10 protein-coding genes are annotated in these 14,415 nt (G+C 54.6%); all 10 read left to right on the top strand.

What is annotated here, in order from left to right; all coding sequences use genetic code 11:
- The first annotated feature begins 62 nt into the window (after positions 1-62).
- The gene (locus L888_RS0106610; protein WP_027952320.1) at positions 63-3,182 is read left to right on the top strand and encodes a glycoside hydrolase family 127 protein; all 3,120 of its coding nucleotides are present in this window, start codon (positions 63-65) and stop codon (positions 3,180-3,182) included.
- Between the two features lie 149 nt (positions 3,183-3,331).
- Positions 3,332-4,207, top strand: a complete 876-nt coding sequence (locus tag L888_RS0106605) for a sigma-70 family RNA polymerase sigma factor (RefSeq protein ID WP_005843273.1) — start codon at positions 3,332-3,334, stop codon at positions 4,205-4,207.
- A gap of 815 nt (positions 4,208-5,022) precedes the next feature.
- The gene (locus tag L888_RS0106600) at positions 5,023-7,494 is read left to right on the top strand and encodes a coiled-coil domain-containing protein (protein WP_027952319.1); all 2,472 of its coding nucleotides are present in this window, start codon (positions 5,023-5,025) and stop codon (positions 7,492-7,494) included.
- A gap of 34 nt (positions 7,495-7,528) precedes the next feature.
- Positions 7,529-8,641 carry an OmpA family protein gene (locus L888_RS0106595; protein WP_005843279.1) on the top strand — a complete coding sequence of 371 codons (1,113 nt, stop codon included), beginning with the start codon at positions 7,529-7,531 and terminating at the stop codon, positions 8,639-8,641.
- Positions 8,642-8,729: 88 nt separating this feature from the next.
- On the top strand, positions 8,730-9,893 hold the full coding sequence (locus tag L888_RS0106590; protein WP_027952318.1) for a hypothetical protein: 1,164 nt from the start codon (positions 8,730-8,732) through the stop codon (positions 9,891-9,893).
- Between the two features lie 174 nt (positions 9,894-10,067).
- Positions 10,068-10,478: a SoxR reducing system RseC family protein gene (locus L888_RS0106585; RefSeq protein ID WP_027952317.1), complete on the top strand. Its 411-nt coding sequence runs from the start codon at positions 10,068-10,070 to the stop codon at positions 10,476-10,478.
- Between the two features lie 59 nt (positions 10,479-10,537).
- Positions 10,538-11,398: a Fe-S cluster domain-containing protein gene (locus tag L888_RS0106580; RefSeq protein ID WP_027952316.1), complete on the top strand. Its 861-nt coding sequence runs from the start codon at positions 10,538-10,540 to the stop codon at positions 11,396-11,398.
- Positions 11,395-12,744 carry an electron transport complex subunit RsxC gene (gene rsxC, locus L888_RS0106575; RefSeq protein WP_005843287.1) on the top strand — a complete coding sequence of 450 codons (1,350 nt, stop codon included), beginning with the start codon at positions 11,395-11,397 and terminating at the stop codon, positions 12,742-12,744. The genes L888_RS0106580 and rsxC overlap by 4 nt, the downstream gene beginning before the upstream one ends.
- A 37-nt stretch (positions 12,745-12,781) precedes the next feature.
- Positions 12,782-13,786 carry an RnfABCDGE type electron transport complex subunit D gene (locus tag L888_RS0106570; protein ID WP_027952315.1) on the top strand — a complete coding sequence of 335 codons (1,005 nt, stop codon included), beginning with the start codon at positions 12,782-12,784 and terminating at the stop codon, positions 13,784-13,786.
- A 10-nt stretch (positions 13,787-13,796) separates the two neighbouring features.
- Positions 13,797-14,414, top strand: a complete 618-nt coding sequence (locus L888_RS0106565) for an RnfABCDGE type electron transport complex subunit G (RefSeq protein ID WP_027952314.1) — start codon at positions 13,797-13,799, stop codon at positions 14,412-14,414.
- Position 14,415 lies beyond the last annotated feature (1 nt).

Raw genomic sequence — 14,415 nt, 5'->3', positions numbered from 1 at the left:
CACCCAATCAACTTGTTATTCAACCATCGGGACACCAGTCCTCCATTCAATCCAATCCTAAAATGAAACAACCTCAAGGACTATTGCTGTCTGCCGTGCTGGCCATGAGCGCCGCCGCCCCCGTCCATGCCCAAAGCATGCTTTATCCCCATCACTTCGATTTGAGCGAGGTCACCTTGTTCGACAGCCCGTTCAAGACCGCCATGGAACTGAACTTCAAGGTGCTGTTGGACTATGATGCCGACCGTTTGCTGGCCCCCTTTGTGCGTCAGGCAGGGCTCAATATGGGCGATTATGCCGGCTGGCAGACCCTGCATCCCAACTTTGCCAACTGGGGCGGAAACGGTTTTGACCTGTCGGGCCACGTGGGCGGACACTACCTGTCGGCCCTGGCCCTGGCCTATGCAGCCTGTCGGGATGCAGGCATGAAAGCCCGGCTGAAACAGCGGCTCGAGTATATGCTGAAGGTTCTCAAAGACTGTCAGGATGCCTACGACGGCAACACAGAGGGCCTCCGCGGGTTCATCGGCGGACAGCCTATCAACGAAGCCTGGAAGAAACTCTATGCCGGCGACGTGTCGGGCTTCCGCAGCGTGCGTGGCTGGGTGCCGTTCTATTGCCAGCACAAGGTGTTGGCCGGCCTCCGTGACGCCTATGTTTATGCCGGCAACAAGGAGGCTCGGGAGATGTTCCGCAAGCTGGTCGACTGGAGTGTCAACGTGGTGGCCCGGCTCGATAACGCAGCCATGCAGTCGGTGCTCGACACCGAACACGGCGGCATGAACGAGAGCCTGGCTGATGCCTACACCCTCTTTGGTGACCAAAAATATATGGATGCCGCTCAAAAATACTCCCACCAGACCATGCTCAACGGCATGCAGATGCAGAATGCCACCTTTCTCGACAATCGGCATGCCAACACACAGGTGCCCAAGTATATCGGTTTTGAACGGATAGGAGAGCAGGGTGGGAGCGAACTGCAGAAGAAATACGAGCTGGCGGCCGGGAACTTCTGGAACGACGTGGCCCTCAACCGCACGGTGTGCATCGGCGGCAACAGTGTGGCCGAGCACTTTCTCTCGGCGGCCAACAGCCACCGATACATCGACCATCTGGACGGCCCGGAGAGCTGCAACTCCAACAACATGCTCAAACTCTCGGAGATGCTCAGCGACAATACCCACGACGCACGCTACGCCGACTTCTACGAATACACCACTTGGAACCACATTCTCTCCACCCAAGACCCCAAGACGGGCGGCTACGTCTACTTCACCACCCTGCGCCCGCAGGGTTATCGCATCTACTCGCAGGTGAACCAGGGCATGTGGTGCTGCGTGGGCACCGGCATGGAAAACCACAGCAAGTACGGGCACTTTGTCTATACGCACGACGGCGACTCCGTCATCTACGTCAATCTCTTCACAGCCAGCAAGCTGGCTAACGCCAAGTTTGCCCTCACGCAGCAGACCGCCTATCCCTATGAGCCCCAAACCCGCATCACCATCGACAAGGGCGGCAGCTACACCCTCGCCGTGCGCCATCCCTGGTGGACCACCGAGGGCTATGCCATCCTCGTGAACGGCGAGAAGCAGCAGGTGGCCGTCACGCCGGGCAAGGCCGGCTATGCCCGCCTCACGCGCAAGTGGAAGAGGGGCGACGTGGTCACCGTCGCGCTGCCCATGCAGCTCCGCACTGTCGAGTGCCCCAACTACACCGACTACGTGGCCTTTGAGTACGGCCCGCTTTTGCTCGCCGCACAAACCACGGCCGTGGACGCAACCGATGCCGACACCACCGGCCTCACTGCCGAACGACTGCCCAACGAGTTTGCCGGCGAGGGCCGCATGGACCATGCCCCAAGTGCCATGGCCTCCAGTCGGAGCCTCACGGCTGCACCCTTGCTCATTGGCGAGCGTGCCCATGTGCTGGAACGCATCGCCCCCACACAGCCCTCACGGCTGCAGTTCAGCATTGACGCCAGCCGAAGCGACGCCCCGGACTACAAGTGGAACAGGCTGACCCTCAAGCCTTTCTACGAGATTCACCACAGCCGCTACATGTGCTACTGGTATCAGCAGACCGCCGAAAACTATGCCGCCAGCGACATGGCGGCCAGCGAACAGGCCAACAAGAAGTTGCAGGAACGCACCATCGACTTTGTGGCCACGGGTGAACAGCAGAGCGAGGCCGGCCATGAGTACAGCTACAGCGACGACTCCTCGACGGGCAGCTACAATGATGAGACCTACCGTGATGCTAAGGCCGGAGGCTACATTCAGTACTCGCTCTTCAATCCCGGCGGCGTGACCGACAGTCTGGCCGTGCTCTGCCGTTTCACCACGGCCGATGCGGGCCGCAGGGCCACGCTCACCGTCGATGGCGAAAAGCTGGCCGACATCGTGATTCCGTCCTCTGTAAAGGGGGCCGTCAACGACTTCTACAACGTGGAGTTTGCCATCCCCGCCAGTCTCGCCACCGTCAAGGGCAAGGCCAAAGACAAGTTTGTGGTGCGCCTGTCGGCATCGTCCGGCACCCTGTGCCCGGGACTCTACTACCTCCGTCTCATGCGCAACCACACGGACTATACCTATCGTTTCACGGCCGGCGACTGGAAGTCGGGCGACAAGGGCCGGCTGCAGCCCGCCAACATCAGCTATGATGCGGGCCGGAATATCATCACCGTGAACCAGGGAGGCGACAACAACGTGTGCCTGATGCTCGACTACAACAACCTGAACTACAGCATCTCGCCCCGGCAGAAATACCTCATGGTGCTGGGCCGGAACCTCAGTACGCGCGCCGGCGCCTCCTACCTGTGGTGGCTCAACGGCAAGAACCGGGGCACACAGGTGCCTCCCACCATTGCCCGGGACGTCACGCTCAACGGGGAAGCCTACCAGGTCATTGCCTGGGACATGGCCAGAAGCGGCATCGCCGACAATATCTCGACCACCGGCAACACCGACATCTGCCTGGGCCAGACCATTTTCGGCCTGACCTCGACCACCGGCACGTCCTATATCCACGACATCGACTTTGTGGCTGATATCGATGCAGCCACCGGCATTCGGCTGCCCCATGCAGCCGGCACCCCTGCCACCTACAATCTGCAAGGCATGAAAGTGGCGCACCTCACGAGGGGCGTGTATATCCAGGGCGGCAAGAAAATCCTCCTGTAACCAATCCGTCAAATCCCCGACAGCCCCCAGCCGACACAGAAAATGGGGGCTGTCGTCGTCTTTTTTCCGGGATATGCTTGGGCGTTAAAAGATTTATTCGTACTTTTGTCCAAGAAACTTTAGAAACTTCCCCTATAAACCTATTCACAATGAGACAGCTCAAAATCACCAAAAACATTACCAGCCGCAACAGCGAGGCCCTCGATCGCTATCTCACGGAGATAGCGCGCGAGCCCATGCTCACGCCCGACGAGGAAGCGGCCCTGGCCCAGACCATCCACAAAGGCGGCAAGGAGGGAGAGAAAGCGCGCGACAGACTGGTAAGCGGCAACCTGCGTTTTGTTGTCTCTGTGGCCAAACAGTATCAGCATCAAGGCATTACTCTCACCGATTTAATCAATGAAGGCAACATGGGTTTGGTGAAGGCAGCCGAGAAATTCGACGAGACGCGAGGCTTCAAATTCATATCCTACGCCGTGTGGTGGATTCGTCAAAGCATCATGGAAGCACTGGCGGTGAAGAGCCGCATTGTGCGCGTGCCCCTTAATCAAGTGGGCATTGCCGGCAAGGTGAACCGGGCCACGGAGCAGTTTCTCCAGCAACACGGCCGCATTCCATCCACTCATGAGCTGGCCCAACTCACCGGAATCGAGGAAGCACAAATAGAGGCAGCGATGGATGCCGCCTCGCATACCACCAGCATTGACGCCCCGCTGGGCAACGAAGACGATACTTCGATGGCTGACATCCTCTCGTCCGACGACATCGGTTCCAAGTCCGACAGCCAGCTCGACCGCCAGTCGATGAACCAGTTTGTCAGCGACTTGCTTAAGGAGGTGCTCAATCAACGCGAGCAGAAAATCATCAAGGAGTCGTTCGGTATCGGAGTGATGGAGAAGAGTCTGGAGGAGATTGCCGACGAAATGGGCATGACACGCGAGCGTATTCGCCAGGTGCGCGAGAAAGCCCTGCGCAAGATTCGTTACAGCAACTACGCCTCCACGCTGCGGCAGTACTTGGGATGAACAGTTAATTAGACAGTTTTTTGTTTGATTATCAGCCTTTCATAAAGATTTCTTCAAGCAATCATCCATAGTTCACCTCGCCCTCAAGGCGGGGTGATTTCGTTGGTGAACAGCCCTCGTTCCGGCAGTTTGCCCGAATTATTACGATGGAACGGTGCTGCCTTTATGCCGTAATGGCGTTGCGTTTGCGTTGTAATGGCGGTGCGTCTACGGTCAAACGGGTCTGCCTTTACGGCGTAACGGTAAGGCCGTTTTCACCCCGAGCAGCCAACGGTTCCGGCAGCAGACATCCCTGTCACAGCCAAACGGGCCTGCTTTCAACAAACAGGCCGGCAGACTCTCACGAGTCTGCCGGCCTCAAAATTAACCTAAATAATCTAATACCATGAAAAACATGTTGCAAAGTTACACGAATATTTTGAAGAGAATCCGTTTTTGAAATTGTTTTAAGTATTCTTAAAGCTTGGCCTTATGGCCAAAACTCAGAGTGCAAGCAGATGAAGGCAACACGCCTTGCTTGTGCAGACGGCAATACAATATATATAATAAGGTGAAGACAATACGAGCTATTGACATTAAAAAATCAATGATTTCCAACGAAAGCTACTTGAAAAATTATTGTTTATCAATATTTTAATGTGCTCTTATGAAAAATTGGTCAAAATGCTTTGGCAGGTTAGAAAAAATACCTAATTTTGCGCACAGAAATGCCAAAAATACTTTTCCGGCTTGGCAACCATAAATCGAAGTGATATAAAAAATGTATATAAACGATAAACATACGGATAATTTGTAGTTACATAAATTAAGTTTCAATGAAAAAGAGAATTACTAATTGCCTTCTTGTTGCCGCTATGTTGTCGGCAACGGCAGGAGTATTCGTTTCCTGCAAGGACTATGACGGAGATTCTGCTTGGAACGAGCGCACGGCCCAGAACACAAGCCTGATCGAAGCGCTGACCCAGCAGGTGAACAGTTTGAAAACAGCCCAGGCAAACTGCAAGGCACAGTGCAGGGCCACGCAGGACTCTTTGGCCGCCGTTACCAAGGTTAACGAAGCTGCCATCAACAAGAATGCCACGGACATTAAGACCAGCGTTGATGCCTTGACAGCACTCATCAATCAGAACTCTACCGACATTGCTGCCAACAAGGCTTCCATCCAGACCGCTGAGCAAGCCATCGCCCAGCACAAAGATGCTATCGACCTGCTCAACCAGACTGTGGCTGCCAATGGCCGGACCATTGCCCAGAACAGTGCCGACATCATTAGTCTGACTGCCCGCGTGCAGGCTCTGGAAAGTGCCGATCAGGTGTTGGATCAGAAAATCAACACGCTGAGTACAACGCTGAACACGCGCACGGACTCCGTGGTGAACGCCATCAACGAGGTGAACTTGACCGTTCTCAACGTGCTGAACAAGGTGAACACGCTCGATGCTACACTGACAAGCGCCCTCGTGCGGCTGACCAATGTAGAGGCCACTGCCGGCGAAGCTCTGACCAAAGCAAATGACAACAAGACACTCATTAGCACGCTTCAAGGCACGGTGACAGGTCTGGAGACCCAAGTGGCTGAGCTCTTCCGGAAAGCACTGGCCGACTCCACGCTGGCTGCCCAGGCCTATACCTTGGCCGACAGTGCCGCCAAGCTGGCCAATGAGAATCTTGACAAGATCAATGCACAGAATGTAACCATCGCCAACTTGGAACAGGCTTACAAGGATGCCGACAAAGTGCTGAAGAATCAGATAGACGCTTTGAGCAGTCGTGTGGAGGCTTTGGAGAACGCCTACAAGAAGCAGGTGACCAGCATCATGGTGAATGGTGCCATCAATCCGCTCTTCGGCTACTATGCCGTTCCTACGGGCGACGTGCGTTCTACGATTGTTGCTGCCTACTATGGCACCCCCGCACAGTTCCAGTTCCCGACGGCCAATGCCGGTTACTATGCTGACGCCACCTCTAAACTCTCTGCTGTCGACCTCGACATTACCGGCGTAACCTCAGAGACTCTGGGCGGCGGTACTATTGTGACCGAAGACGGTGCCGTGGGTAATGCAGGAACAGTCTACATGACCCTGAACCCCGTGGGCACTCCGCTTGACGGCAAGACGTTTGCACTGGTGAACAGCCAGGGCGAAGCCTCGCCCGTGACACTCTCAGCAGTGAAGTCTTCTGATGCTGTGCTCAACTTCGGCTATACCCGTGCCAACACCAACGGCTTCTATGAGTCCCAGGCTACCGTGAAAGCTGCCGATGTGCAGAGCATCAAGCCCGCCGTGAACCTTGGCGAACTGAAAGAAGCTGCCACCACCCTGCTCAAGGAATTACGCCACAACAAGCCCTTGAGCCTGACCAAGATATCTAGCCTCGTTTACAACAACATGACCAACGTGCTTCCCGCACTGGCCCTGAAGACCACTTGGAACGACGGCACCGGCAACCAGAGCGTACTCTCGCAGTATGTCGTTGCCGCCACTGCAGTGAAGCCTCTTTCGTTCAGCTCTCTGAGAAACATCTCTTATCGCATCCCCACCATCAGCGCCCTGCAGCAGTTGAACCTCAATATTAAGAACATAACTGTGGAGAAACTCACCGGCAGTGACTACAACATTGTTGTGGAGAATGCCAGCGGTGACAAGACCAAGTACACCGCAGAGGGTGTGGACAAACTCGTAGACGACCTGAACAAGCGCCTTGGTGATCTGGAGAAGGACGTGAACGAGCAGATCGACAATGCCGAGAACAAGCTGAACAACAAGGGCAACAATTATGTGAACAAGGCCAACAGCTTGATTAGCAAGTACAACAAGTTTGCCAATCGCTTCAACCATTTCATTGCCCATATCAACGATTACCTGCAGCCCTCTCTGCTCTGCGGCAAGGGTGATGCCCAGCTTTATCAGGTGAGCGGTACGCCTTACGGTGCTGATGCCTTGGCTACGGGTTCCAGTCTGCTGCTGACCACTCATTCTTTCGAGTATTTGGCTCCCGCCTATAAGAAATGGATTGCAGTGACCAATGTTTGGGAAAACTCCAACGATGCCGTTAAGGATGTGGTCCTCAACCAGAGCGTTACCAGTGCCCAGAACGGTAGTGCCGCCCTCCAGGCTGCCCTCCGGGCTGCCAATGGTGGTGAGAACATGAACAAGGTGGTATTCGGTACCATCCGTCATGCCAAGCTCGGCACTCTCCAGAGCGGCAAGGTTTACGAGATTTCTTACAGTGCCGTAGACTACTCCGGTAAGGTGGCAGCCCGCAAGTACTACGTAAGAGGTAAGTAATAAACATAGGTAAATACATAATAGACTCAACGATATGAAACTCAATAAAGTATTTATGTCCGGCTTGATGCTGATGGCTGCCATGACTGCATCTGCACAGGAGCCCGAGGCAAAGACGGTATACGATTTTAATCCTCACTGGTATATCCAGGGACAGGTTGGTGGTCAGTACACATTGGGTGAGGTGAAATTCAAGGATTTGGTTTCGCCCAACGCACAGCTGGCCGTGGGTTACAACTTCACGCCGGAGTTCGGTCTCCGCCTGGCAGCAAATGCCTGGCAGAGCCGGGGCGGCTGGGAGATTGGCAACAACACCTACAAGTGGAAGTACAAGTACGTGGCACCGGGACTTGACCTGATGTTCAACTTGAGCAATGTCTTTGCAGGTTTCAACCCCAACCGCGTGTTCAACGTGTCAGCTTTCGTGGGTGCAGGTGCCAACATCGGTTTCGACAACGATGAGGCCAAGGACGTGGCTGCCAAACTGGGTACAGTGTTCCCCTTCAGCCACCAGAATCTTGACTACCTGTGGGACGGCACCAAGACACGTTTCTTCGGCCGTGCAGGCATGGACTTCGATTTCCGCGTGAGCAAGGCTGTTTCTGTGGGCATTGAGGTGAACGCTACAGCGCTGAGCGATCGCTACAATTCCAAGCAGGCAGGCAACCCCGACTGGTACTTCAATGCACTGGCTGGCATCAAGGTGAACTTGGGCAAGACCTATACCGCACGTCGCGTAGAGGCTCCCATGCCTCCGCAGCCTGTGGAGCGCATTGTGGAGCGCATCGTCGAGAAGCCAGCTCCTGCACCTGAAAAGGTGGTGGAGCAACTGCGCAAGGACGTGTTCTTCACGATTGGCAAGTACAATGTGACCGCAGCCGAAGAGACTAAAGTGAAAGAAATGGCCGACTTCCTGAATAGCCATCCCGATGCCAAGGTTTCTGTGACCGGTTATGCTGATGCCGGTACGGGTAACAACAAGATCAATGACCGCCTGGCAGCACAGCGTGCTCAGTCGGTAGTGACCTTGCTCCGTACCAAATATGGCATTGCGCAGGCCCGTATCACGGCAGACTCTAAAGGTGCCTATGTTCAGCCTTTCCAGGAGAATGACAAGAACCGTGTGTCCATCTGTATTGCAGAATAGTCCTTTTTATAAATAGAATCCAAGGGACCCTGCCCGACTTTCAACATGAAAGAAAGTCTTGGGCAGGGCCCTTTTATATAGATATGAAATGAGAAAAAAAGTCTCTTTGTTTGCCCTGCTGCTGGGTATGGCCCTCATGGCCAAAGCCCAGATTGCTGACGGCTATTATCGTGTGCAGAACACAAAGACCAAGCGCTACATGGCCCTGTACGACAACAAGGCCAAATTGGACAAGGTGGCTACCGATGCCGATCTGAAAGCCATCCGCTCATTCCACGATTACAATCGCATCGTCTCTGATCCTGCATCCATCATTTACTTCAAAAACATCAAGGGAAAGGGATACGAGCTGGCTGCCCAAGGGGCAAACACCACCAAGATGCTGGGCGAATATTACCTGCAGCTCAAGCCTGTGGGCAAGACCTACATGGCCTACGGCACCTACTCGGGAGTCAGTGTGTTCCTGAGCGACGAGGTGTTCGACAACGAGAGAAAAGGATATACGGAGCCCTATGATTCCATGGGCTACATGCTGACGAGTGGCGAAGCCTACAAGTATTGGTTTGTCAAGCCAGTAAGTGCCGATGACGACAGCAATTATTTCGGATTCTCACCCGACCTTCAAGTAGGTTCCGACTACTATCAAAGTTTCTATGCAGATTTCCCATTCTCGTTTTATTCGTCGGGCATGAAAGCCTACTACGTGGACAAATTCAGCGATGAAAAAGCCATCGCTGAGCTTAGGGAGGTGGCAACAGAAGTCATTCCGGGAGCCACACCCATTATCGTCAAGACTGCATCGGGCAACGCTTCGGACAACCGAATCCTCTTGCAGAGGACAGTGTCATCGCCATTGACCGACAACAAGCTGACCGGTGTGTACTTCTGTTCGTCCAAGGATTTGGTGGCCAGCTACGACCAAATTCTCAACCACGAGAATTATGTCAGGAACGATCCGGCCACCATGCGGGTGTTGGCTGTGGAAGACGGCGTGCTGGTGCTGAAGAAATCTACCGGCAAGTATATCCCTCGCAACAGTTTTTATCTGAAAGTAAAGGCTGGTTCGCCAGAGGTCTACCGCCTGTTGCTTCCCGAAGCCTATGCTACAGGCATCAGCATGACGACGGCCGACCAGCGTGGTACATCATCGGCGGTCTATACGGTCTCCGGCCAAAAGGTGTCGGATAATGGCACGCAGCATCTGCCTCATGGCCTGTATATACAGAATGGAAGAAAGATTGTCGTCAAATAACGGCGACAAACCGACAAGCATCAAGAAAGCCTTGCACCCGGACAGTCCGAGTGCAAGGCTTTCTTGATGCCTTGGGTTTTTGGTGAAGAGACTGAAAAAACTGGCTTTTTTATTGTTCGTTTGGAGAATTGTTGTTACTTTTGCATTTGTCAAGTCGACCTTACAAAATAGCGAATGAGCAATAAGATAACACACTCGGGAGTTATCACGGACATCGGGCAGCAGCGATTGACGGTGCGCATCGTGCAAACGGCAGCCTGCGCCACCTGCAAGGCGAACGGCCATTGCACGACATCGGAATCGGCCGAGAAACTGATAGACGTCTATACGGCAGACACCGACGGGCGCAGGATGGGGGAGCAGGTAACGGTCTCCACGGATGTTCGGTCTGGGTTTCGGGCCGTGACATGGGGTTTCGGCTTCCCGCTTGCGTTGATGACAGGCACTCTCGTCATCGTCATGCTGCTGACCGGCCGAGAGGCATGGGCCGCCTTGGCCAGCATCGGTGCGCTTATACCTTATTATATATTGCTCTATCTGCTACGCCACAAGATACGCAGCCAACTTTCATTCTACATCGAATAGATACAAGAATACAAAACAACAAACCTACTTATATCAAGAAAAACGAATACAAAAAAGTTATGGATTTTATTTTGAATGCAGTCATTGTTCTTGGATCCATTGCACTGGTTGCAGCCGTGGTGCTCTACCTGGTCTCCAAGAAGTTTGCTGTAGATGAAGATCCGCGCATCGGACAGGTGCAGGAGGCACTGCCCGGCGCTAACTGCGGCGGGTGTGGTTTTGCCGGTTGTTTGGGCATGGCCGACGCTCTTGTCAAAGGGGCCGACCAAGGTTCCATCGACGGACTGATGTGTCCTGTCGGTGGGCAGGAAGTGATGGGACAGGTAGCCGACTTGTTGGGCATGGCCGTGGCCAATGCGGAACCGCAGGTTGCCGTGGTGCGCTGCAATGGCACGTGCGAGCATCGGCCGCGCATTGCTCAATATGATGGACTGATGACCTGTGCCGCCATGCACGCCACAGGTGCCGGCGAGACGGCATGCGGCTATGGTTGTCTGGGCTGTGGCGACTGCGTGCAGGCCTGTCAGTTCGATGCCATCCGCATGAACCCGGAAACCAGGCTGCCCGAAGTGGACGATGACAAATGCACTTCGTGTGGTGCATGCGTCAAAGCCTGTCCGCGTCATATCATCGAATTGCGCAAGAAAGGACCCAAGAACCGCCGCGTCTACGTGCAGTGTGTGAACCAAGACAAGGGAGCCGCGGCACGCAAAGCGTGCCAGGTGGCTTGCATCGCTTGTGGCAAGTGCGAGAAAGCGTGCTCATTTGATGCCATTACGATTGAGAACAACCTGTCCTATATCGATTTCAACAAGTGCCGTCTGTGCACCAAGTGTGTCGACGAATGTCCGACAGGGGCCATCGTCAAAGTGAACTTTCCCGTGAAAAAGAAGATTGAAATCAAGGAGGCAGCCGTATGAAATTGCACACATTCCGTATTGGAGGCATCCATCCCGAAGAGAACAAATTGTCGACCGATGCCGTAACCGTGGCAGCCGAACTGCCCAAGACAGCCATCTTCCCCTTGGGGCAGCACATCGGAGCACCGGCCAAACCGGTTGTCCGTCGCGGGGACAAAGTCAAGGTGGGCACACTGATTGCCGAAGCCGGAGGCTTTGTCTCTGCTCCCATCTACTCCTCGGTGTCGGGCACTGTGGCCAAAGTGGACATGGCCATAGATGCCACGGGGTATCGCCAACCGGCCATCTATGTCAACGTGGAGGGGGACGAGTGGGAGGAACGAATCGACCGTTCGGAGCGGCTGGAGACGCTGGCCGCCCATCCGGAGCTTACCCCAGAAGAGATCGTGGCCCGTATCAAGGAGGCCGGCGTTACGGGTATGGGCGGCGCCGGATTCCCTACCTTTATCAAGCTGACACCGCCGCCCGGCAGCAAGGCCAGTTGTGTCATCATCAATGGGGTGGAGTGCGAACCCTACATCACCTCGGACTATCGGCTGATGATGGAGCACGCCGGCGAGATCATGGTAGGCATACAGCTGCTGATGAAAGCCGTTGGCGTGGACCAAGGCTATATCGGCATTGAAGAGAACAAACCGCAAGCCATTCGGCTGCTCACGGAACGAGCACGCGAAGATGCTCGCATCCAGGTGGTGCCTTTGGCGCAAAAATATCCACAAGGAGGAGAAAAACAACTGGTGGATGCCGTGATACGCCGACAGGTTCCGGCCCCGCCGGCCATTCCAGTCAGTGTAGGTGCAGTGGTGCATAACGTGGGAACGGCCTTTGCCGTCTATCAAGCCGTGATGAAGAACAAGCCTCTTTTCGAGCGTTACACCACGGTGACAGGCAAGGGAATCGCCCGGCCGGGCAACTTCTTAGTGCGTATGGGCACCCCCTTTGGCCAGCTCATCGAAGCGTGTGGAGGCATGCCCGAAGGCGACAACAAGGTGTTGGCGGGTGGCCCCATGATGGGCAAGGCTGTCAGCAGTCTGGACGTGCCCGTGTGCAAAGGCACCAATTCGATTACCGTACTCACCGGGCAGGAGGCGCATCGCAAACCTGTGCAGCCCTGTATACGCTGCAGCAAGTGCGTTGCAGTGTGCCCCATGGGGCTGGAGCCTTACCTCATTGCAACACTGTCGGCCTTGCAGAAGTATGAGCGGCTCGAAGCCGAGGCGGTGACAAGCTGCATTTCCTGCGGCTCCTGCCAGTTCACTTGCCCGGCCCATCGTCCTTTGCTGGACAATATCCTGCAGGGCAAAGCTGCTGTCATGAACATTATCAAAGCGAGAAACAAGAAATAAAAGAAACATCAACGATTGCATACAATCGGATTTAAACATGAGTAAATTAGTCGTTTCACTATCGCCGCATGTCCATGGCACGGACAGCATCGAGGCGAATATGCGGGGAGTCATTCTTGCCCTTCTCCCAACGCTTTTGGTTTCCTTTTACTATTTCGGGCTCGGTTCCGTGGTCGTCTGCCTGACAAGTGTGGCCGCCTGCATGTTTTTTGAGTGGTCGATCACCAAATACCTGCTCCGCCGTCCCACCACGCTCACCGACTGCTCGGCCATGCTTACCGGCTTGCTGCTGGGTATGAACCTCCCCAGCAACTTCCCCATCTGGATGATTCTGGTTGGGGCACTTGTGGCCATAGGCGTGGGCAAAATGAGTTTTGGCGGGCTGGGCTGCAACATTTTCAATCCGGCATTGGTGGGCCGTTGTTTTTTGCTGGTCAGTTTTCCGGCGGCCATGACCAGCTGGCCCATAGGCGGACAGCAAGCTGCCTATACCGATGCCACGACGGGCGCCACCCCGTTGAGCCTCATGAAAGAGGCCATCAAAAGCGGCGATTCCAGTCTGCTCGACAAGGTGCCCAGTGCGATGGATATGTTGCTGGGCAATGCAGGAAATGGGCTCGGTGCAGGCACGTTGGGAGAAATATGTGCGCTGACCCTGTTGCTGGGACTGGGCTACATGCTCTGGAAACGCATTATCACATGGCACATCCCTGTAAGCATCATCCTCACCGTCTTCATATTCAGTGGGCTTCTGCATGCGGCCAACCCCATTTATGCCAATCCCATACAAGTGATTCTGAGCGGCGGACTCATGCTGGGAGCCATCTTTATGGCCACCGACTACGTATCGTCGCCCATGACCCACAGGGGACAGCTGATTTATGGAGTCGCCATTGGCTTCCTGACAGTGGTCATCCGCAACTGGGGCAGCTATCCGGAAGGCATGTCGTTTGCCATCTTGATGATGAACGCCTGCACCCCGCTTATCAATTTTTATGTGAAACCCAAGCGCTTTGGTGAAGTGCCGGCCAATAACAAGTAGGAGAAATGTCATGAAAAAAATCAGTTCTTCACTGCAAAACCTCATACTTGTGCTCGTGGGCTGTGCGCTAATCACGGGTGTGCTGCTGGCGTGGGTGAATCATATCACCGAAGGCCCGATTGCCGAAAAGGCTGAAAAAACGCTGGCCGACGGCATTCAGGAAGTCATGGGGACGACAGGACTCACCGTGACGGCCAACGATACGCTGAAACTATCCATGGATGGAAAGGAGGCTACTTTCGTTGTTCACCAAACTGCCGACCGAAACGGACGCCCTCTCGGCGCCGCTGTGGAAAGCACGACACTGGGCTTCGGCGGAGACCTCAGGGTGCTGGTGGGATTCAATCCGCAAGGTGCCATACTGGGCTATACCATTTTGCAGACATCGGAGACACCCGGCTTGGGAGCCAAGGCTCAAACTTGGTTCCAGAAAGGAGGCAAGGGCGACATCATTGGCATGCGTCCCAACGAGGCGCTCCTCTCCGTGAGCAAGGATGGCGGACAGGTGGATGCCATTACAGCCTCTACCATTACAAGCCGTGCTTTTCTCAAGGCTGTGAATCAGGCCTATGCAGCTTATAGCCAGTCGGTGAAGCATGAACATCGGACGGTCAATGCCAACAAGTAAA

Origin of the sequence: Hallella seregens ATCC 51272, assembly GCF_000518545.1 — a bacterium.
Taxonomy (GTDB): Bacteria; Bacteroidota; Bacteroidia; order Bacteroidales; family Bacteroidaceae; genus Prevotella; species Prevotella seregens.
Note: the sequence above shows the minus strand (reverse complement) of the source record. Positions and strands in the feature narration are given on the sequence as shown.

Coding starts and splice junctions, on each gene's coding strand:
- L888_RS0106590 (WP_027952318.1), top strand. CDS start 8,730: ATGAGAAAAAAAGTCTCTTTGTTTGCCCTGCTGCTGGGTATGGCCCTC.
- L888_RS0106565 (WP_027952314.1), top strand. CDS start 13,797: ATGAAAAAAATCAGTTCTTCACTGCAAAACCTCATACTTGTGCTCGTG.
- rsxC (WP_005843287.1), top strand. CDS start 11,395: ATGAAATTGCACACATTCCGTATTGGAGGCATCCATCCCGAAGAGAAC.
- L888_RS0106570 (WP_027952315.1), top strand. CDS start 12,782: ATGAGTAAATTAGTCGTTTCACTATCGCCGCATGTCCATGGCACGGAC.
- L888_RS0106580 (WP_027952316.1), top strand. CDS start 10,538: ATGGATTTTATTTTGAATGCAGTCATTGTTCTTGGATCCATTGCACTG.
- L888_RS0106600 (WP_027952319.1), top strand. CDS start 5,023: ATGAAAAAGAGAATTACTAATTGCCTTCTTGTTGCCGCTATGTTGTCG.
- L888_RS0106610 (WP_027952320.1), top strand. CDS start 63: ATGAAACAACCTCAAGGACTATTGCTGTCTGCCGTGCTGGCCATGAGC.
- L888_RS0106605 (WP_005843273.1), top strand. CDS start 3,332: ATGAGACAGCTCAAAATCACCAAAAACATTACCAGCCGCAACAGCGAG.
- L888_RS0106595 (WP_005843279.1), top strand. CDS start 7,529: ATGAAACTCAATAAAGTATTTATGTCCGGCTTGATGCTGATGGCTGCC.
- L888_RS0106585 (WP_027952317.1), top strand. CDS start 10,068: ATGAGCAATAAGATAACACACTCGGGAGTTATCACGGACATCGGGCAG.